The sequence below is a fragment of the Ruegeria sp. CDSC081 genome (assembly GCF_059610485.1).
Genome location: NZ_JBXWNS010000003.1, coordinates 440,431 through 460,081 on the forward strand (window position 1 = coordinate 440,431; position 19,651 = coordinate 460,081).

Consider the following 19,651-nt stretch of genomic DNA (forward strand, 5'->3'; position numbering starts at 1 on the left):
TATGGATGTAGGCCTCGGGAAAAGATGGACCGGGCAACCAATATAGCTGGCCCAGGAACAGCGCCAATGGGGTGAACGGCCTGGCGCCGGGGAGAAGGTCAGCACTGCACAACGTCCTGGCGCTGCACGCCCAGGCCTTCGATGCCGAGTTCCATCTTGTCGCCCGCCTTAAGGTATACGGGCTCAGGCTTGATCCCCATGCCCACACCCGGAGGTGTGCCGGTGGAGATGATGTCGCCTGGCTGCAGGCTCATGAACTGTGACAGGTAAGAGACGATGTGAGCCACCCCGAACACCATTGTGTTCGTGCTTCCGTCCTGGCGGCGCTCTCCGTTCACTTCCAGATACATCGGCAGATTCTGCGGGTCAGAAACCTCGTCGCGGGTCACCAGCCAAGGTCCAATAGGACCGAACGTGTCGGCAGATTTGCCCTTGGTCCACTGCCCTGCGCGCTTGTTCTGGAAATCACGTTCGGAAATGTCGTTGATCACGCAGTAGCCCGCAACATGTTCGAGAGCTTCTGCCTCATCGACATATTTTGCCTCTTTGCCAATTACGACGCCCAGTTCAACTTCCCAGTCGGTGGCCTTCGAGCCGCGGGGGATTTCTACCGTGTCGTTGGGACCGCAAATTGCCGAAGTCGCCTTGGCAAAGATCACCGGCTCCGGCGGCACCTCCAGCCCACTTTCCTCGGCATGGTCGGAGTAATTGAGCCCAATACAGATGAACTTGCCAACACCGCCGACGCAGGGCCCATAACGGTCGACCTCAACGGCAGGCAGCGACGACAGGTCAGCTTCGGCAATGCCGGCCAGGCCTTGATCCGTCAGAACCTCACCGGCAATGTCATCCACCAAGCCGGACAGATCGCGGACAACACCGTCAGCGTCGACGATACCGGGTTTTTCGTGCCCTTTCGGGCCATAACGCAAAAGTTTCATGATAGTCTCCGTTCAGAGGGCCCAGCCGCCGTCGATGATATGGGCCTGGCCCGTGGTGAATCCGCTGGCATCCGAGGCAAGGTAAACTGCAAGCGCTGCAATTTCGTCTGCATCGCCAACGCGCCCCATAGGCTGGCGCGCGATGAATTGCTCCCGCGCCGCCTCGCAATCGCCCGTGGCCCGCAACCGGTCGTGCAGCGATGGGCTATCTACGGTGCCAGGGCAGATCGCATTGCAACGGATGCCTTGGGTTACGTAGTCAGCAGCGATCGCCTTGGTCATGCCGATGACCGCTGCCTTGGACGCGCAATAAACAAAGCGGTTTGGAACGCCCTTCAAGGAGGATGCCACCGAGGACATGTTGATGATCGACCCCTTGCCCTGTTCAAGCATGCCCGGAAGGACTGCCTTACACAGGCGGTACATGGCCTTGGCATTCAGATCGAAGGCAAAGTCCCAATCTTCCTCGGTGCTATCCAGGATGCTGCCGGTATGGACAAATCCAGCGCAATTGAACAGCACATCCAGCCTACCAGCTTCAGGCAGTACCCGCTTGATGTCTTCGGGATCGGTTGCATCCAGTTTCCATGCGGTAATGCCGTCAATCGCATTGAGCTCAGCTAGCGAAGTCTCATTGATGTCTGTGGCAATGACCGAGGCGCCAGCCTGGGCAAAGGCCTCGGCGCTGGCACGCCCGATACCCTGCCCAGCGGCAGTAATCAGCGCGGTTTTACCCTCAAGGCTGAGTTGATACGTCATGTCTTTCCTCCCCGATATTGAGGCATCACTTCGAGAGGAACGGCTCGAGCCGCTTGAAGGCCTCTTCCAGCACTTCTGCCGGCTGCGCGTAGCAGAGCCGCAAATAACCTTCTCCCTGCGGACCGAACGCCACGCCCGGCGCTAGCCCGACCTTGGTCTGCTCAAGGATTTCACCAGCCGCAGCGAAGCTGTCAGTCAGCCCGTCAACTCGGAAGAAGCAGTAGAAAGCACCATCAGGCTCAATGAACTCCACCCGCGAAAAAGCGTTGAGGCGTTCTGCCGTGATTTCATACCCTGCCTGGATTTTGCTCAACAGGCTGGCAATTTCCTCTTCGCCGCCGCGCAGGGCTGCAATACCCGCCTCCTGGACAAAGCCGGCTGTGCAGGACGTGTTGAACTCGGTCAACTGACCCAGCTTCCCCTCGAACGCGGCGGGAGCCACGATCCAGCCAAGCCGCCATCCGGTCATCGACCAGCATTTTGAAAACGAGTTCACAGAGATCAGCTGATCCTCAGGCTCTGCAATCGACAGGAATGAGGGCGCGTGACGCCCATGGCGGTAGAGCCGGGAATAAACGTCATCGGCAACGATCCAGATGCCGTGCCGGCGGCAATGCTCCAACACCAGACGCTGCTCCTCGGCCGACATGGTCCAGCCGGTGGGGTTGTTGGGCGAGTTAATCACCACCGCTTTGGTGCCCGGTGTCAGCGCCGCGATCAGCTCTTCCACGTCGAGCGCCCAATGACCGCCCTTCGGCACGATTGCCACGCTCGCAATCTCTGCACCGGTCGCCTTGAAAGCACCGATGATATTGGGCCAGCCCGGCTCCACTGCGATAACCCGGTCGCCGGGAGTCACAAGAAATTCAGCCGTCAGCATGAGGCCTTGCATTCCGGAAGGGGTGACTGTGACCTGAGCCGGTTTCAGACGGCTGCCCAGAAGTTCGTTGCTATAAGCACAAATCGCTTGCCGCAGCGCCATCGCGCCATTGTTCGGCTGGTACATATGATTGCCAGCCTTGAGCGCGGCAATTGCAGCGTCCACAATCAGTGAATTGGTCGGCCAGGCGCCTTCACCGAACCAGAGCGGCAACACGCCGTCTTGCTTCATGCCAAGCTCTGCAACCTCGCGGATCTTGGAGGCTTCCAAAGCCCGCGCACGGGACGAAATCGAGTTCAATAGTGTTGCGTTGTCCATAACGAAGATGTCAGTCAAAACGGCCCGTCCTGTCGATTGTTAAATCGATTGAAATCATAGGCAATATGCCTATACACTAGGCAATCTGCAATTTGGGACGGGCTTGGATATCAATGCGTGATAAGATCGACGAGCAAATACTTGAAGCGCTGCGCAGGGACTCGCGTGTGCCCGTCACCGATCTTTCGAGGAAGGTTGGCCGTTCGCGCACTGCGGTGCAGGCAAGGCTTTCAAGACTGGAGCAAACTCAGCAGATTCTTGGCTACACAATCAAGGAACCTTCGACCGTTGAAACAGGCGGCATAGGGGCAATTGTACTGATAAACATGGAAATCCGCAGCAAGGGGGAAGCAGCAGCACGCGAATTTGCGACCATGCCAGAGGTTGCAAGTTGTCTAAGAATCGTAGGAGACCACGACTTCGCGCTGCTCATCAATCCCATCGAAAAGCCGCGTCTGAATCTCGTGCTGGAGCAGATCTATAAAATCGATGGTGTCAAGCGTACCGAGACGATCATGGCTCTCTCCAAAGAGTTCTAAACGACTACCGGCTTCTATGGTTACTGAACCAGACCGAGTTTACCGGAGACGTTTGAGTTTGTCATTCTACGGCGATCTTAGCCGCGCAATCTGCGTTGTAGAAGTTCCTTTCTGCTGGTGCGGGTGAGATATACCCGAGCGGGCCGAAGAGGCGCTTTTCGTTGCACCAATTGACCCAATTGAGGGTTGCCATTTCCACGTCTTTCTTGCCACTCCACGGGCCTTCGTGTTCGATGACCTCAGCCTTGTAGAGGGCGTTATCGTAACTGTCCCCGCTACTGCCGACCGAGGCACCGACCTTCGCCTCGTCAAGGCGCTCGGAATACTTGATCGACAGGTATTGAGCCCCGCGGTCCGCATGTCTTCGAGAAAGCACTTGCGCAGCGCGGGTACATAATGTTCCACCATCGGAACCTCCTGTCATCAGATTGAGAAGGTCCCAATCTGATGACAGGTGCGCCAATCTACAAAATCGCAGCACTTCGCTTACAGCACACCGCTCGCCTCGTTCAAGCGCCGCGCAATCTGGTTGACGTTGTTGCCGGTGCGATTGAGCGAAGCCGAAACCCGCAACAGATCAATCGTAGGCCGCGTCCACTATAAACTCGACCCCAAGTTCTGCACGGGCTAGCTTGGCTTCGCCGCAGGCACGGGCTGGCGCGTGACATACGGTTTGACATAGGCCGCAGGCATGAGCCGCACATCATGACCAATTTCGGTCAGCTCGCGCGCCCAGTGATGGGCCGACCCGCAGGCTTCTTTCCCGACAAGGCAACTCGGCAATTTCTCGAAGAACTTAAGCAACTGCTTGCGTCGAATTGTTCGATTGAAAACAATCGCCCCGTCTGCGGTGATGCCGTGAGCTTGGAAGACGTCCTTACCAAGATCCAGTCCAACTGTTGTAACTTCCATGGTGGGGTTCCTTTCCTGTCAGAAGATGACTTCTACAGTATGCCGCAAAGCGCGACGGTTGGCTGCAGGCGCCATCCACCCCATCCGCGTCTGAGTTGTCAGACCAGGCTGCGGCGAAACTACAGTTTCGGTCTCAGCCAAATCCGCGCTGTCGAGCGGCTGCTTCGGTGATTTGCGCTGCGCTGCCACATCGAACGTGCCGCAGATGCAAACGGATGCTGCGTCAGCAACATGCCCAAAGGCCAATGTCTGGAGAGTCCGCGTAGCAGTCGTTCAAGCAAGTTGCAGCGAATGACTGCTTCGAGCCCAACCTGCTCGTTCTTCAGGTTGCAGCGAATGGCCGATTTCAGTCGCCGTTGACAGGTGCAGACGACATCTGCGCGGATTTGTGAACGACTACGCCGATTATTACGAGGACCACGCCCAGGGCATCCACACCGCTCGGAACCTGAGTCAGGACACCGGGTCCTGCCGTACCGCGTGGTTCGCGCGGAACTTGATGCCTTGACTGCTTGAGCCGTAAAGCCTGGATTTTTGCCACTTCGCAACCTCAAAGTTCCCGGGTTGGTTCAGCGGATTGGATATATACTTGCAAACTGCATTTAATTGCAGTACGCATTAAATAGGAGTTTACCTCTCCGCAATCAACGCGAAAAACTCTCCAGGGAGGAGATCATGACCTACAAGATGCTCAAGCCTTTGCTTGTGACAGCAGCCATGTTGCCGCTTGCGAGCGTGGCAACGGCTCAAAGCGAAGCTCGTACCGATCTGGTAATCGCTGACCTTGGCCAGCCGGAAACAAACCCTTGGGTTATCAACCGCCATCGTTTTGAACGCTGCGTCGCTGAAGCGCTGGGTGTCGAGCTGAAGGAGTTTGACGATCAGAACTCGGAAGAACAGCACGCGGCGCAAGCTGAATCCATCATCGCAAGCGGCCCGGACGGGCTGATCTTCAACCCGCTGACGTCGCCGGCCGGTATCCAGGTCGCGCGTCTTCTCGAAGAGAATGATATTCCTGGTATTGCCGTCGGTCGACTGGTGGTGTCCAGCTATGACGATGACTATGAAGGTGAGGATTTCATCGCGCAGGTGACCCAGAACAATGACACTTGGGGTCAGGCAATCGGCAAAGCCACCGCAGATCTCGGACACAAGAAAGTCGCGATGGTCTGGAACCAGAAAGGTGTGACTTCTGCGGAAGAAATCTGGGCGGGAGTTCAATCGGAATTGGACGCGGCAGGGGTCGAAGTGATCGCTGAAAGTTGGGATCGTCTGAACCGGGAGAATGGCCAGAAATATGCCGAGCAGTTCATTGCCCGCTTCGGACCCGGCGAGATTGACGCGATCATCGTGCTTGGCGCGGTCGCCGGTCTCGGCAGTCAATTTGCGGTGGAACAGGCAGGGCGTGACGACATCGCCATCATAACCACCGACATTGACGAGCAGGTCGCTCAATTCATCAAGGATGGCAAACTGAGTTTCTCGATCGGTGGCCATTGGATGGTTGGCGGGTTCGGCCTTATCCAACTCTATGACTACTTGCACGGTCACCCGATTGAAGACACCCAGCCGCGGGTCGGCCTCATTCCGGTAACAGCCGACAATGTGGATACCTATGCCAACAGTCTTCTGAACGGATGTATTCTTTCACCGGAAACCGTTCGCAGCCTCAGCAAGGTCCATAATCCCGACGCTGATTTGCCCGGTTTCATCGACGCGTGGCAGGCAAACTGGCAAGACTACGTGCAATAACTCCCCTTGCACGCAGCGAGCCCTCCCCCGGTTCAATGGGTCGGGGGACTAAAAAACCAAACTCTTTTCGAGGTCCGCAGATGAGACTTTTCGGATACGCTCCGGAGCGCGGTGCTGCCGCTGGTGATACAATGCCATTCTACCACGATGGCACGTGGCATCTGTTTTTTTCCCAACCCCCTGTGGGCGCGTGGGAATATGTTGAGCGGGCGCGCGTCTCGACCGCTTATCTTCGGTCAGATGACCTCGTAAACTGGGAGGTGATGCCCGACGCTTTTGGCCCCGGCGCGCACGGTGAGTGCGACGGCGATGGGATCTGGACCGGCTCTGTCATTGAGCACAAGGGCGTGTTTCACTTCTTCTACACAGGTTACAATCGTCAATCTGCTTCACCGCAGTCAATTTGCAAGGCAACATCGACTGATCTCAAGTCCTGGGAGAAATCCGGATCCAACCCGATGATCTTCCCCGATCACCGCTGGTACGAAACCGTCGATTGGCGCGACCCCTTTGTCTACCGCGACGAAGAGGCAGGGTGCTTCAAGATGCTGATCTCAGCGCGCCTCAAGGAAGGTCCGCAGTTTCGCCGGGGCTGTGTTGCCGTTGCCACGTCCGATGATCTGGAATGCTGGGAGGTTGGCCCGCCGCTGGCGTCCTCGATGTTGACGCATTGCCCGGAATGCCCGGAAATCTTCAAGTTGGGCGACTGGTGGTATCTGGTTGAAAGCCGCTACTCGGAACGAATGCAAACAGTGTATCGGGTGTCAAAATCCCCGGATGGTCCTTGGGAAAGCCGCAAGCTCGACAGTCTTGACGGGCGTCGATTTTACGCTGCCAAATCGGCCAGCGATGGCGACCGTCGCATGAGTTTCGCATGGATACCGTTCCGCAAGCATCATGGCCCCAAGCGCAGCTGGGTTTGGGGCGGAGAACTGGGCAGCCCGCGCGAACTTGTCTCGCTGCCAGACGGCACGCTGACCTGCAAATTGCCCGATAACGTGGACCAGAGTTACGCAGAGACCGTGCCCCACAAGCTGCGCCCCATGTTGGGAGACTGGACCGGCGATGCAGACCCTCGGTGTGATGCGACAGGATCATACGGATACGCGTTCATCGACGGTCCGAACCGGGATGACGTGTTGCTCGATGTAGTGATTGAACCTGATCCCGCCACCGAAGCTGTGGGTATTCTCATCGAACCCCGAGGCGGCGATCATCTGGACAGCGGTTACAGCCTTTCAATCGAGCCCATGAAGGAGCGCGTCCTGTTTGATCGCTGGCCTGCCGCGATGGATCCACTTTGGGACAGCCTGGTGCTCAATGAGCGGCATGGCATTGAGGTCCGTCAGGAGATCGACAGCCCATTGGTCGAGCGTCCGCTCGCCTTCACACCGGAGGATGGGTGTTACCGGGTCCAGATCCTGCGCAACGGGTCGGCCATCGAGTGCTTTGTGGCCGGGCAGGTTGTTGCATCCTTCAGGGTCTATGACATCTCCAATACCGATGCCTGGGGTCTCTTTGTTCAGGAAGGCTCGGCGAAATTCCACAATCTCAACTTCCGCAAGTAAAGGCCTCGCCATGCCCCTCATAACCCTCAGACAATTGCTTGATTATGCGGCGGATCAAGGATTTGGTGTGCCGGCGTTCAACATCTCCAATATGGAGCAGGGCCTTGCGATCATGAACGCTGCGCGCGCCTGCGATGCACCGGTGATCCTGCAAGCCAGCTTGAATGTTCGCAGGGCCTATGCCGGAGATCGGATGATCGTCGCTATAGTGAACGCACTGGCGTCCATGTATCCCGACAACCCAATCTGTCTGCATCAGGACCACGGCCATGATGAGCAGGCCTGCGTCAGCGCCATCGCTGCGGGGTTCACCTCGGCCATGATGGATGGCTCCCTGATGGGCGACGGCAAGACACCCGCCAGCTATGCCCACAACGTCGATATCACGGCTCGCGTTGCACAGATCGCACATTGGACGGGTGCCTCAATCGAAGGAGAGCTGGGTGTTCTTGGATCGCTTGAAACCGGCGAGGCGGGTGAAGAAGACGGGTCCGGGGCAGAGGGCAAACTGGATCACGATCAGCTATTGACCGATCCCGATCAGGCAGCGGAGTTTGTTGCTACAACCAAGGTCGATGCGCTAGCGATAGCCTGTGGGACGTCTCATGGCGCTTATAAATTCACAAGGGAACCGGATGGCGACATCCTGGCCATCAGCCAGATTGAGGCGATCCATCGTCGCGTGCCGAATACCCATCTTGTCATGCATGGGTCGAGCTCTGTGCCACAGGGTTTGCAGGACTTGATAAACGCCTCTGGCGGTGAAATGCCACAAACCTGGGGCGTCCCCGTCGAAGAGATCGAACGCGGGATCCGGCATGGTGTTCGAAAAATCAACATCGACACCGATTGCCGCATGGCCATGTCCGGCGCAATGCGGCGCTTCTCCCGGGACAACCCATCGAATTTCGATCCTCGGGCGTTTATCTTGGCCGGGATGGCGGAGCTTGAAACGCTGGTCCGTGACAGGTTCGAGAGGTTCGGGGTGGCGGGCCACGGGCGTAAAATCAAGCCGATCCCAGTTGCAGAAATGGCAAAGCGGTATGCTGATGGCGGGCTCGATCCATCCCGGAAGGCCGCGTGAGCCGGGCGCTGTTCATAGGCCGCTCGGTGATGGATGTCACCGCGCTTGTTGAGGATTTTCCGGGTCCGGACGGGAAGACCAAGGCTTTGAGCAATGATGTGATCCCGGGCGGGTCTGCTTTGAACGCTGCCGTTACGTTCGCCCATCTTGGTGGAACGGCGGCGCTGGCCACATCGCTGGGCGCGCCGGGCCCAATGAAGACAATGCTGACGTCCGATCTGAAGGACAGGAACGTTACGGTGCACGACATCAGTAATGACCCGGACTATCGCATCCCTCTTTCGACAGTTGTTTCAACCCGGAGCCTTGGGGCCAGGATGATTGTCAATGGCGCAGGGGATGAGTGCGAAAAGGTGCGTTCTCAAGAAGGTCTGATCCTGACGGAAGGATACGGGTTGATTCAGATCGACCAGTACGAACGGCATTTTGTTGCGGCGCACGCTGACGCCTTACGTGCGTTTGAAGGGCCAATCATTTTGGATGGCGGCGGCTGGAAAGACTGGTCACCGGATTTTCTAAAGCTGGCCGATATTCCAATTGTCAGCGACGTGTTTTGTCCCGAGGGACTGCGCGCCTTTGCCAATATGTGTGAGGAACTGGACATCCAACGCTGGGCAATGACACGGGGTCACGCTGGGGTCGTCTGGCATGATCAGGGACGACGGGGCGAGATACCCGCTTTGGAGGTGGACGTTGTCGATAGCTTGGGCGCAGGAGACATTTATCACGGCGCTTTCTGCCACGCGTATCTCGAGACCGGGTCATTTGTAGATGCGTTGAATATCGCCAACCAGATCGCGGGTAAGTCATGCACCCATGCGGGTACGCGGAGTTGGATGGATGCCTGAGCACCTCGCCGACTATGCCAGCCTTCTGGGCGCAATTGAAAAGCGGATAAGTGCAGGTCAACCGCCGCTCATTGTAGCAATTGCAGGGCCTCCGGCGACGGGTAAGTCTACGCTGTCCGAGCGGCTGTCCGAGGATCTACGCGCTGCCGGGCACATCGCTGCCTACTGCCCGATGGACGGGTTTCACAAAACAAACGCCCAGCTTGAGGCCGAAGGGCTTAGAAGCGTGAAAGGCCGTATCGATACGTTTGATGGCAACGCGTTTGCCCACGCGGTGGAACGTTTGTCCAGGGGAGATGCGTTTTGGTGGCCGCGATATTCCCGGCACATACATGACCCGGTCCCAGAAGGCGCCAGGATCGAAGGAAACGAGGCCCTTTGCATAGTCGAGGGCAACTACATTCTGATGAATGAAGCGCCTTGGATTCGAGCGGCATCGCATTTCGACCTGCGTATCTTTGTAGACACGCCGGATGAACTCCTGAAGCAGCGCTTGAAGCGACGCCACGAGCGTGGCGGCAGAGGTGAAGTCGAGACGCGGGAAAAGATCACCAAGACCGACATGCCCAACGCGGAGAGGATCCGACAAAGTGCTACATTCGCCGACATCCTGTTTCAGGAGGGCGTCGATGCGTAGCACCCGAGAGTTGATTGCAGGTTGCAAGCAAAACTCGCTATGTTTGAGCCAAATTGAAAAAATTGGGGTTCGGACATGAAACTTGCTCAAAAAGGCTTGTCGATCGAAGGTATTCAAGGCCACAACAGGCGCGCCATCCTTGCAGCTTTGCACGACATGGGAGAATGCTCGCGCAAGGAAATCAGCGTAGCCACCGGATTGGATCAGGCGACTGTCACACGTGCGATAGCACCACTTATTGACAATGGCATCGTTGAGGAAGTGGGACTTGTTCGTGGGGGGCGTGGTCGGCGATCGATCAACCTCAGCTTTGTTGGTTCCGGGCGATACATCCTCTGTCTTAGATTGCAACGCCGTAGCTTTTCCATTGCTGCATTTAATCTGCGCGGTGACCTGCTGGAGACCAGTGAATTCCCCATCGCACGGGACGGGTCCGCCAAGCAGACTTTCAAGGAGATCTCCGAGACACTGGATCGCCAGATTGGCAATTTGAAACAGGTCGATGGCATTGGCGTGGCTGTTCCTGGCCCGTTCCTGGAGCGCGATGAACGTGTCATCCTCATGACTGAAAGCCCTCAATGGCAGGGCTTCGATCTGATCCCCGAGCTGCGCTCCCGCTATCCTGACATTCCTGTTCACTCCACACACGACGCCAAGGCAGCAGCCTTGACTGAATGGCGCCATCATGGCCGGGCGCTGGGGGCCAAGGTCATGTTGTACGTGTCTGCCGGTCAGGGGATCGGCTCGGCGCTTGTCGTGGATGGCCATGTGCACCGGGGTGCGCAAGGTCTTGCAGGTGAATTGGGGCATACGTCCATCAGCGTTGATGGCGAGCAGTGCAAATGTGGAAATAGAGGCTGTCTGGAACTCTTCACGTCGCGCATTGCGCTACTGCGTGCCATACGGGAGCGCGCAGAGAACGTCAGCAGTACAACATTGACTTCAGACGCTGATTTTTCTCAGGTCCTTGACGCATACGCAGCGGAAGACGGGCTTGCCAGCGAAGAGGTGCACAGGGTTGCACGCTATCTGGCGCAAGGCATCACCAACTGCATCAACTTCGTCAATCCGGATTTGGTTGTGATCGGAGATGAATATGCCGGGTTCGGTCAAAGGTTTCTGGAACACATCAAGACCCATGTAAAAGCGACGGTTTTGCCAAGCATCTACGATGCCGTCGACATCGAGCTGAGCCAGCAAAGTGAAGATACTGTGCTGCGCGGGGCCTTTCTGGACGTACTTGCACAAACCTATCTCGGTTCTCCCAGAGCCGAGCCAGAAGCCCTTGTTGCTGAAGCAAGCGGATAGGAATGAAGGAGAACCCACTATGAATGACCAGACGGCTCAACCTCTTCTTTCGGTGAAACACGTTTCGAAGTCATTTGGTGGTGTCCAGGCATTGCGTGACGGCTCCTTTGATCTTCATCGCGGTGAAGTTGTCGCGATCGTGGGCGGAAATGGTGCCGGAAAATCAACGTTGATGAAGGTTGTGGCTGGGGCCCATGTTCCGGACGGCGGACAGATCATCATCAATGGCAAGGAAGTATCCCGGGCTGAGCACAGTGTTTCGCATATGCAGGAATGCGGGATCGAAGTCGTTTATCAGGATCTGGCACTGGTTCCCAATATGACGGCGCCCTACAACCTGTTTCTGGGGCGCATCCCCCGCAAATGGGGGATTTTTGTGGATGAACGAAAGATGCGCGAAAAAACCCGTGAAGCCCTCGCGCAGCTCAATGTCACCACCGTTCAGGATCTGTCGCAACCAATCTCCTCCATGTCCGGAGGACAACAACAAAGTATCGCGATCGGGCGCGCAATTGCCTGGGGGAGCGACATCGTAATCCTTGACGAACCGACCGCCGCACTTGGACCGAATGAAACGGCGGAAGTTGAGCGATTGGTTGAGGATGTGCGCGACAAGCAGGGCACGTCATTCCTTTTGGTAAGCCACAATCTCGATCAGGTGCGCCGCCTGGCTGACCGTATCGTAGTGACCCATCACGGGGTCACATCGCGCGAATTCAAACGCGACGAGATTACCTCGGACCGGCTCGTGAAGGCCATAACTCTCGGCGAATGAGGAGAACGACATGACCGAAACAACCGCCTCCCGCCCATTCCTGACGCCCAAACGCGCCGAAATGTTGCGAGACTATGTGCCTTTCATTGCCATTGTTCTGGTAATCTTGTTGTTCTGGGCGATCTCGGGCGACCGCTTCATGTCGATGCGCAACTGGACGTTCATTGCGCAGCAAACGCCTGTCTTGATGTTACTGGCATTCGCGCAGTTGATGATCGTGACAACTGGTTCAATTGATATCTCCATCGGGTCAAGCCTGGCATTTTCGGCGTTTCTGGGTGCACTTGGAATGCTCTGGTTCGGGGATGTGGGCTTGATCCTGGGAATTGTCGCAGGTGGCCTTGTTGGCATGGTCAACGGCCTGATTATTTCACTGCTCAAGATCCCATCATTTGTGACAACATTGGCAATGCTGATCATCGTGCGCGCCGTTGTGATTATCGCATCAGACGGCACGGCGATTTATATAACGGACGATAGCGTGTCAGGCGGCACCAACATCTCGTCTGTCGCAGCACCTTGGCTTCTGTCGATGGGCAAATTCCCCGCGATCTTCATCCTCGCGGCGATTGTCGCGCTGTTTATGTGGGCCTTTTATGAGAGGACTGTTTTTGGTCAACAGTTGCGAGCCGTTGGAGGCAACGAGAAGGTTCTCCGCCTGGTCGGCATCAATGTCACGACGTTCAAGATCAAGGTCTTTGCCGCTGCAGGGCTGATGGTGGGATTGGCGGCTTGCGTCAACCTGGCAAGGGCAGGAGCGGCGACGCCCCAGGCGGGTCTGATGATTGAGCTCGACGCAATTGCTGCGGTTGCGCTTGGTGGTACGCCGCTGACAGGTGGCTATGGCAGTGTGGTCAAAACAATCATCGGGGCATTGACCCTGACAATCGTCCGCAATGGGCTGACAATCGCGGGCGTACCCCCTTCGTGGAGCCAGGTCGCCTTGGGTGTTTTGCTGATTGCTGCAATCGCTATTTCGCTAAACAGAAGCAAGGTAGACGTTGTGAAGTGACAGCGAATGACATCGTGGTGTGGCTGCCGGAGCTGTGCGCTACGATGCCGAGGAATCAAATATTGGCTGCGTGCACCGTCGACAATCGCAACGGTCAATGGTGTGCACAGAACTTGAGACATGTAACCGTGGGGAAGGACGTTAGTTGATTGCATTTACCGGCGCAACTATCATGCCAGAGGTCTAACATCGCGTGTTCCACATCGTTGGAGTGATCCCCGGATGAACATGTTCGAACTTCGCGTACCCTTCTTTCTTCCGCTCTGGCGGCGGGTTGCCGTCACACTCTTGAGCGTTGGATGGGCGATCTTGGAGCTTGTAACCGGGAACTTGTTCTGGGCCATTCTGTTTGGCGCGATTGGGACCATCGCGACCTGGCAGTTTTTCCTTTCTGGTTGGCCGGACGAGGCGTCAGATCAAGAGTCTAAAGAGTGAATCCCCGCGGTCACAGTGCCCTTGATTACTGAACGATTGTGTCACGATGTTTCTAAAGCACTGCAAAAGCAGACGTTTGATCGGTCATCATGTAGGGCAGCAAAGTCCCGCAGCCTTGCCATCCGACACTGGAATTTGAACGTCCGGAATGTGCGGTTTTTGACCTACCGCATATGCGAAAGACCGACTCTCGCTAAACGGCAGGAACGGGCTCAACGAGCCTGTCGAGGCGCTGAATATTAGCCTGAAAAAATCTCTTATTTTCAATGATCCTAACAGGACAAACACGCGCTGCAACCAAATGTTGAAGTACAAGTTCCAGGGAATGCAAATCCTAAGCCCGAGCGAAAGGCCGCAGCAGTCTGCAAATAAATCGATAGAACTAAAACTCATGCTTCCATCATACTTTTGAGGGAACCAGTCTATCCAGAAGCATCCGGACTTGAGTTCAAGATTAGATTTCTGTGTTCCAGATAGACTTGGAGAGAGGAGTTTTGCAGAAATTCAGTAGCATCATTGGTTGGGCGCGCAAGTCTTGCTTCTATAAACGCAAGAATACACACAACAACAAGCCCGGCTAGTATCCAAAGGTACGCGAAAAGCCCTAGTAGATCTGGGCTGGTAACTTGAACGGCTATCGGAGGGGTGAGAAGAAGAATTGTAAGCATCAAACCTTTTTTCAACTTCTTCTGCTTCTGCAAATAATCCGTAGATATTTCTTCAACCTCATGCTCCAGCCTACGCACCCATGACAAGTACTCGTCTTCTAGTTGGCCACGTAAATAATGGCCGCAACGACAAAACTCTCTAGAAAGATACTCAATCCCTCCGCAGGCCTCACATTCCGTGGCATTCGGGCAACCTCTAGTCGGCCTAACTCCGTTGGAGCTTCCAGGTTGGTACGGTGCATCAAGTTGGGTCTCTTCTAGGATGCTATCTACCTTGCCCAACACGCCCACTTTGCGCGGCCTCAATTGCTCGGCTTTTCGCAAAACTTCGTTCTCTAACATCAAGCGACTAACCTTAAGATGGTGTCAATTCTGGCTATATCGGGCACTTGGTTAAGGCCCTCAATCGTTTCGGGGCTCAGAGCTTCTTTGAAAAGAAAATCTATAGCGTCCCATTTCTTTTCGGGTGCTACAACAAGGCCGCGATTAATTATTCTGTGCTCAACTGCGATTCCAAGTTTACGATAGGCATGCGCCATTTCCGAATGTCGGCGGCTTTTGCCTTCAGCAGTGTCCCCTTCGAGCATCCAGAGCGGATCGACATCGAATTCTTCATAAACCTTCAGAAGTAGGGTGGCGGTTAGGTCGCGTTGGCCACGTTCATAGTACTGATATGCACTTCGACTGATGCTAAGTCGTTGCGCCATTTCTTCTTGTGACAGACGCGCCTCGGTTCGGACAGCCGCAAGGCGCACCCCTAGGTCAGGAACAGTCATGATGTACCTTTTTGTGGTTGCATTGACCACGATTATGGTTATCTCTATTCAATGTAACCGCTCATAGAGGCATTTAGTTCGTTTTAGGTAGCATTATCGTAGTTTTGTTTCGATCTGAACGCAAAACGAAAATTTTGCCTCGATATGTGTGCAGTCATTGAGGAGTTGAAATTGCAAAAAATTCTCGAGACACCAAGGGAATTAGCTGAACGAGTGGGCATCCCCGTTTCAAACGTTCGCTATCTAATCCGCGAAGACATGCTGGATCATATTTATACAGCCCCAGGCCGACGAAACCCCAAGATTCCCAATGGTGCGTGGGAACGATACCTCGATCAATTTACGGTGAAAGCATGCCCCGCAAACCGACCCCGCCCCGCCTTGCACGCGACCGAAAACGCCTCGCCGATGGCAATTGGTACATCTACTGGACCGAAGGGGGACGCAGCCGTGAGCACTCGACTGGCACTGGGGATCGCGACCAGGCTGAACTCTACTTCGCAGAATGGAAGCTAAGGCGCTTCAGGCCGGATCGCGCGGTCGAGCCACACGAATTCTATGTGACTGACGCAGTTTCGCACTATCTGGCGAAGCGATTTGACGACGTTACTGACCCGGAGCGTTTAGCCAATGCAGCAAAGCCAATCATCAGGTTTTTTGATGGCTATGCCGTGGGCGATATCAACGATGTGCTCATTAAAGAATACTGCCAGAAACGCCGGAAGAGCCGTCGAGACAAGGGGCTGAAGGACGGCACCTTGCGAAGGGAGCTCAGTTTGCTCTCCACTGCTATCCGGCGTGCCGAGGAAGATCAGCTAATCACGCGCAAAATAACGGTCCGACTACCTCCGAAACCCGAGGGTCGTATCCGATTCCTGACATGTGATGAAGCGCTAAGGCTAATCCGGGTATCGCGGAGCTTCGATACGCCTCTGGAGGATGGCGTGCCGACCGAGTCAAAGACTGAGCACCTGACTCTGTTTCTTAGGATCGGATTGCTGACCGGCCAGCGAAAGGAGGCGATCCTATCCTTGCGCTGGTCTGATATCGATTTTCATAGCAACATCATCTACTGGAACCCCGTTGGACGGCGCCGCACGAAAAAGGAACGCCCGAGTTCTAGGCTGCCTGCGCGTCTGAAGAAGCACCTGCTATGCCGACGAAGGCGGTTTCCGGTAGACGAATTCGTAGTCACCCATCGCGGCAAGTCACTGCAGAACGTCAAACGCGCATTTAGGACTGCCGTTGTGGCGGCAGACTTGGAGACCGAGGGGGACCGAAAAGTCGTTCCACACACTCTGCGGCACACCTGTGCGACCTGGCTAATGCAAAAGGGGGCGCCCAAGTGGGACGCCTGCGGCTTCCTGGGTATGACCCACGAAACGCTTGAGAAGAACTATGGGCATCATCACCCTGATCACCAGAGAGGAGCGGCGGATGCAATCTGATATCCAGATCATTTCCGGATATAGATCGGTACAAACGTGAACAAAGGAACAGTGAAATGATAGTACATTACAATAATTACAATGGGTTAAAGTCAGGCCCGTTCCTTCGGGAGGCAGGGGTCGGAGGTTCGAATCCTCTCACTCCGACCAATAAAGCAAGGTTTCAACTGCAGAGATTTTTTGCTGTTTGACCAATTAACCTTCTTTTCCGCACAAATTGGTCTGAGAATTCACTGCATGAATCCAAGGTGATAGCTGTGTGGTATGAACAGCTTTACCCCCACGAAGTCAAAACGACGAACTGGTTGGCCTACAATGAAGCGTTGAAACGGCTCGGCGCAAGGAATGAGGCCCTGCGCGCCTCTAAAAACTCTTTCGAGCCATCAGGTAAGGTTGAGACAACGATCATCGCCGGAGGCGCGTCGAGGGCAAGATAGATTGTATCAAATTGCTCGACCGGTGCTTGATGGCTTGCGACTTCAACCAGCAAGTCACAGAGTTACTGGTACTTACCGACATCCTGAACGGCTACACAGCGATCGACATACTAATCACAAAGCGCGCAGGATATATTTGCCTAGAGGAGGCGAAATCCTAAACCTTAGCCAGTTTGTGCAGCAAGGCCGGTCAGAGCCCTTTTGCAGTTGGGACTTTTGAGCGGACATAAGCAACGCCCAAGCTGATCCATGAAGTTCTCTTCGAACCTTTACAGAAGTTTCGCCGGTCTATGTGTCGTCCCTCGTGCAGTGAGCCCCAAATAGCAAAAAAGTATGTCTAGGTTTTGCTGGCTAACAAATGGCTGTAATGCGGGGCGAAGGTTGGTCCTCAACTTGTCTAAACGCCCCGCGGTGACACTATGGAGCTGGGGAATCCATGCCGCCTTGGTTTTCTGTGGGCACATGGTCGATAAAATGGGCATCCGAATTGATGTTTATTGTATTGTTGGCGGCAACGCCGTCGCTGCTTCCGATCCAGTGGGATGTTCCAACATTTTGCGCCGCCTCCAACGGGGAAAGGTTTGTTATTCGGTTAACAATTTTTCCGGTAACGGTTGGGAATTCCGTTGTTTCAGGCCTGGCGTTCCGAGACATCCCAGTCTGAGTGATATGGGCGCCAGTACCCGAGTGGTGGCCCGGCTCTGCCATGGCCATTCCGGTGGACAGGGCAATCACCAGGGTTGGTGCAACAATGAGCTTTTTGATGATGTTAATACGTTCCATTCTTGATCTCCTTAAGTTGCCGATACATTTCAAACCTAGGAACGCGACAGCTTTGGATATTGTGAGAAGAGCTCAGTTTTTTGGCATTTTCTTTCAAGTTGCCAAGCCGCGGATAGGTCGACCAACGTAGCTGCATAGAGCCACGCCTATTCGTCGGACCACCCGGCAGGAGATTAAGCTAAGGAAGAGTGGGCTTTGGTTGCCCTGTGTTGGGTCGCTACTGCCTGCCTTGTGGCAGCACTTAAACGATTTCTTGGCATGGCTTTTGGACCCTGCTTATTGTTACCTAAACCACAAAACGCCCTGATTTGCAGGGTACTTCAGACTCGGGCGGCATATGAGCATGAAAGAGGACAAGGTGAGTTCTGACGGCCAATCTTGGAATGTTCCAGGTTTTGGTGTGCATCACATAGCCAGGCTTCTGGAAAACCGTGGTTCAGATATTGTTGCGCTTCTGAGATCGACCAACTTACCCGTTGATCTCCACGAAACCCCGCCGGATTTTATTGATGTTCGCAATGAGCTCCGCCTCTTGGAGCTTGCAGTGCAAGAGACCCGAGACCCCCTGTTTGCGATCACTGCGGGAAAAACCTTCAACCCCAGAAAGACTACACTCCTCAGCTATGTCGTTTTGAACTCTCCGACCGTTGGCGAGGCAATCGAGAAGGCAGTGAACTATGCTCGCTTGGCTCGGGGCTTTGCCAAACTGTCCTTCTATGAAGATGAACGTGGCATGTTTCTGGAGATAGATTCCATCGCCGAACTGATGCGCTCTGATGGAGCTCACAATGAGTTTCGAATGTCTGCTTTTTTGACCAGCCTTCAAATTGCGGCTGAGACGCCCTTGCCAGTCCTTGAACTACGCTTTCCGCATGAATTGACCGAAGAAAAGCGGACCCAAATCTCCAGTGCATTGTCAGTCAATATCAAGCAGAAACAAAGAGTTCCCGGCATCTTGTTCGATAAAGCAGTGATGGATATCCCGATCAAGGATACGGACCCCGCATTGCTTCTGCACCTTGAAAAACATGTGCAAACGTTGATGAACGATTTACCGCCAGTAATAGGTGAAACAAGTTCTTTGGTGCAGAGCGAGATAACGTCGCGACTGTCTTTTTGCGCTCCAACACAAGATGATATCGCGAAGACACTGGGGATGAGCATCAGCACACTTGGGCGCAAACTTGCCAAGGAAGGCACAACTTACAAACAACTGCTAAAGGACATCCGTGCAAGGCTGGCAGAGCAGTATCTTGATGACCCCAAGCTAAATCTGTCTGAGATTGCTTTTGCGCTTGGTTATTCTGATCAAGCGGCGTTTAGCAATGCCTACAAGACTTGGACGGGCCAATCTCCGGGCAGTGCTCGAACCGCTTAGGTCGACCTCAGGATGTGCAAATCGGTTAACATTGCAGGCTGGGGCAAGAAAGCGGATGCTCATCGTCTCAAACGCAGTCCAAAGCATCCGCTGTTAAAGTTTATCCCCATGCATCTGTACATGAATCACAAGGGTCGGAACTCGATAGTTCTGAGTTCAAATGGAAGCCAGGGCCAGCCGCTTTGGAAGTTTGGTGGTCGTAGCCATCCAACGGGTGCGCCATGGACATTCCAGCACTCAGAACAATGGCGAACGCGGTGACGGAAGAAATCAGTGCCTTTTTCATTTCTTGGTTCCTTTCGGTTGAGCGTGTTTGAAACGCTGTGTGTGCATTCAATTTGGCGATCTGTCGGTCAGATTTATTGCGATGACACATCAAGGCTTTGAGAAAAA

20 protein-coding genes and 3 pseudogenes are annotated in these 19,651 nt (G+C 54.8%); 12 read left to right on the forward strand and 11 right to left on the reverse strand.

Going from position 1 to position 19,651, the window contains the following annotated elements:
- Nucleotides 1-98: 98 nt before the first annotated feature.
- From AC2FH9_RS07610 to AC2FH9_RS07620, 3 genes are read right to left on the reverse strand one after another with little or no spacing between them, the layout of a single operon-like run.
- Nucleotides 99-941 carry a fumarylacetoacetate hydrolase family protein gene (locus AC2FH9_RS07610; RefSeq protein ID WP_106607288.1) on the reverse strand — a complete coding sequence of 281 codons (843 nt, stop codon included), beginning with the start codon at nt 939-941 and terminating at the stop codon, nt 99-101.
- Between the two features lie 12 nt (nt 942-953).
- Entirely contained in the window at nt 954-1,700 is a 747-nt protein-coding gene (locus AC2FH9_RS07615; RefSeq protein WP_496676981.1) for an SDR family oxidoreductase, read from the reverse strand.
- A 25-nt stretch (nt 1,701-1,725) separates the two neighbouring features.
- Nucleotides 1,726-2,898 carry a pyridoxal phosphate-dependent aminotransferase gene (locus AC2FH9_RS07620; protein WP_496676978.1) on the reverse strand — a complete coding sequence of 391 codons (1,173 nt, stop codon included), beginning with the start codon at nt 2,896-2,898 and terminating at the stop codon, nt 1,726-1,728.
- A gap of 113 nt (nt 2,899-3,011) precedes the next feature.
- Here AC2FH9_RS07620 and AC2FH9_RS07625 point away from each other — a divergent pair, with 113 nt between their 5' ends.
- A complete protein-coding gene (locus tag AC2FH9_RS07625; RefSeq protein WP_496676975.1) occupies nt 3,012-3,437 on the forward strand; it encodes an Lrp/AsnC family transcriptional regulator in 426 nt (141 codons plus the stop codon).
- 61 nt (nt 3,438-3,498) lie between these two features.
- Here AC2FH9_RS07625 and AC2FH9_RS07630 read toward each other — a convergent pair.
- The 4 genes and pseudogenes from AC2FH9_RS07630 to AC2FH9_RS07645 form a co-directional block, all read right to left on the reverse strand.
- Nucleotides 3,499-3,798, reverse strand: a pseudogene (locus tag AC2FH9_RS07630) (IS3 family transposase); the annotation flags it as partial.
- Between the two features lie 125 nt (nt 3,799-3,923).
- Nucleotides 3,924-4,010 carry a plasmid mobilization relaxosome protein MobC gene (gene mobC, locus AC2FH9_RS07635; RefSeq protein ID WP_367575553.1) on the reverse strand — a complete coding sequence of 29 codons (87 nt, stop codon included), beginning with the start codon at nt 4,008-4,010 and terminating at the stop codon, nt 3,924-3,926.
- Nucleotides 4,011-4,014: 4 nt separating this feature from the next.
- Nucleotides 4,015-4,101, reverse strand: a pseudogene (locus AC2FH9_RS07640) (RidA family protein); the annotation flags it as partial.
- Nucleotides 4,095-4,349, reverse strand: a pseudogene (locus AC2FH9_RS07645) (IS110 family transposase); the annotation flags it as partial. The pseudogenes AC2FH9_RS07645 and AC2FH9_RS07640, both read right to left, overlap by 7 nt.
- A 675-nt stretch (nt 4,350-5,024) precedes the next feature.
- On the opposite strand from AC2FH9_RS07645, the gene AC2FH9_RS07650 reads away from it, so the two are divergent.
- The 9 genes from AC2FH9_RS07650 to AC2FH9_RS07690 all read left to right on the forward strand — a co-directional run bounded on the left by AC2FH9_RS07650 (nt 5,025) and on the right by AC2FH9_RS07690 (nt 13,768).
- The gene (locus AC2FH9_RS07650; protein ID WP_299664530.1) at nt 5,025-6,101 is read left to right on the forward strand and encodes a sugar ABC transporter substrate-binding protein; all 1,077 of its coding nucleotides are present in this window, start codon (nt 5,025-5,027) and stop codon (nt 6,099-6,101) included.
- Between the two features lie 80 nt (nt 6,102-6,181).
- Nucleotides 6,182-7,669 (forward strand): family 43 glycosylhydrolase, encoded by a 1,488-nt coding sequence (locus AC2FH9_RS07655; protein WP_496676972.1) that lies wholly within the window; start codon nt 6,182-6,184, stop codon nt 7,667-7,669.
- A 10-nt stretch (nt 7,670-7,679) separates the two neighbouring features.
- A complete protein-coding gene (fba, locus tag AC2FH9_RS07660; protein WP_496676969.1) occupies nt 7,680-8,753 on the forward strand; it encodes a class II fructose-bisphosphate aldolase in 1,074 nt (357 codons plus the stop codon).
- On the forward strand, nt 8,750-9,601 hold the full coding sequence (locus AC2FH9_RS07665) for a PfkB family carbohydrate kinase (protein WP_299664537.1): 852 nt from the start codon (nt 8,750-8,752) through the stop codon (nt 9,599-9,601). Before fba ends, AC2FH9_RS07665 begins: the two co-directional genes overlap by 4 nt.
- On the forward strand, nt 9,594-10,238 hold the full coding sequence (locus AC2FH9_RS07670; protein ID WP_299664539.1) for an AAA family ATPase: 645 nt from the start codon (nt 9,594-9,596) through the stop codon (nt 10,236-10,238). The genes AC2FH9_RS07665 and AC2FH9_RS07670 overlap by 8 nt, the downstream gene beginning before the upstream one ends.
- 75 nt (nt 10,239-10,313) lie before the next feature.
- Entirely contained in the window at nt 10,314-11,546 is a 1,233-nt protein-coding gene (locus AC2FH9_RS07675; RefSeq protein ID WP_299664541.1) for an ROK family transcriptional regulator, read from the forward strand.
- Nucleotides 11,547-11,565: 19 nt separating this feature from the next.
- Nucleotides 11,566-12,321 (forward strand): ATP-binding cassette domain-containing protein, encoded by a 756-nt coding sequence (locus AC2FH9_RS07680; RefSeq protein WP_299664544.1) that lies wholly within the window; start codon nt 11,566-11,568, stop codon nt 12,319-12,321.
- 10 nt (nt 12,322-12,331) lie between these two features.
- Entirely contained in the window at nt 12,332-13,333 is a 1,002-nt protein-coding gene (locus AC2FH9_RS07685) for an ABC transporter permease (protein WP_299664546.1), read from the forward strand.
- A gap of 228 nt (nt 13,334-13,561) precedes the next feature.
- Entirely contained in the window at nt 13,562-13,768 is a 207-nt protein-coding gene (locus AC2FH9_RS07690; RefSeq protein WP_496676962.1) for a hypothetical protein, read from the forward strand.
- Between the two features lie 422 nt (nt 13,769-14,190).
- On the opposite strand, the gene AC2FH9_RS07695 is transcribed toward AC2FH9_RS07690, so the two are convergent.
- Nucleotides 14,191-14,778 carry a hypothetical protein gene (locus AC2FH9_RS07695; RefSeq protein WP_058281576.1) on the reverse strand — a complete coding sequence of 196 codons (588 nt, stop codon included), beginning with the start codon at nt 14,776-14,778 and terminating at the stop codon, nt 14,191-14,193.
- Nucleotides 14,778-15,212 carry a helix-turn-helix domain-containing protein gene (locus tag AC2FH9_RS07700; protein ID WP_131726293.1) on the reverse strand — a complete coding sequence of 145 codons (435 nt, stop codon included), beginning with the start codon at nt 15,210-15,212 and terminating at the stop codon, nt 14,778-14,780. Before AC2FH9_RS07700 ends, AC2FH9_RS07695 begins: the two co-directional genes overlap by 1 nt.
- A 353-nt stretch (nt 15,213-15,565) precedes the next feature.
- Between AC2FH9_RS07700 and AC2FH9_RS07705 the strand changes: the two genes are divergently transcribed.
- Nucleotides 15,566-16,660, forward strand: a complete 1,095-nt coding sequence (locus AC2FH9_RS07705) for a tyrosine-type recombinase/integrase (protein ID WP_496676957.1) — start codon at nt 15,566-15,568, stop codon at nt 16,658-16,660.
- An 854-nt stretch (nt 16,661-17,514) separates the two neighbouring features.
- Here the strand turns inward: AC2FH9_RS07705 and AC2FH9_RS07710 are convergent.
- Complete coding sequence (locus tag AC2FH9_RS07710; protein WP_496749836.1) at nt 17,515-17,880, reverse strand: hypothetical protein; 366 nt, start codon at nt 17,878-17,880, stop codon at nt 17,515-17,517.
- Nucleotides 17,881-18,223: 343 nt separating this feature from the next.
- Here AC2FH9_RS07710 and AC2FH9_RS07715 point away from each other — a divergent pair, with 343 nt between their 5' ends.
- Entirely contained in the window at nt 18,224-19,258 is a 1,035-nt protein-coding gene (locus tag AC2FH9_RS07715) for an AraC family transcriptional regulator ligand-binding domain-containing protein (protein WP_496871119.1), read from the forward strand.
- Between the two features lie 100 nt (nt 19,259-19,358).
- On the opposite strand, the gene AC2FH9_RS07720 is transcribed toward AC2FH9_RS07715, so the two are convergent.
- Nucleotides 19,359-19,651: hypothetical protein (locus AC2FH9_RS07720; protein WP_496871176.1), on the reverse strand; the 293-nt coding region annotated here is incomplete at its 5' end.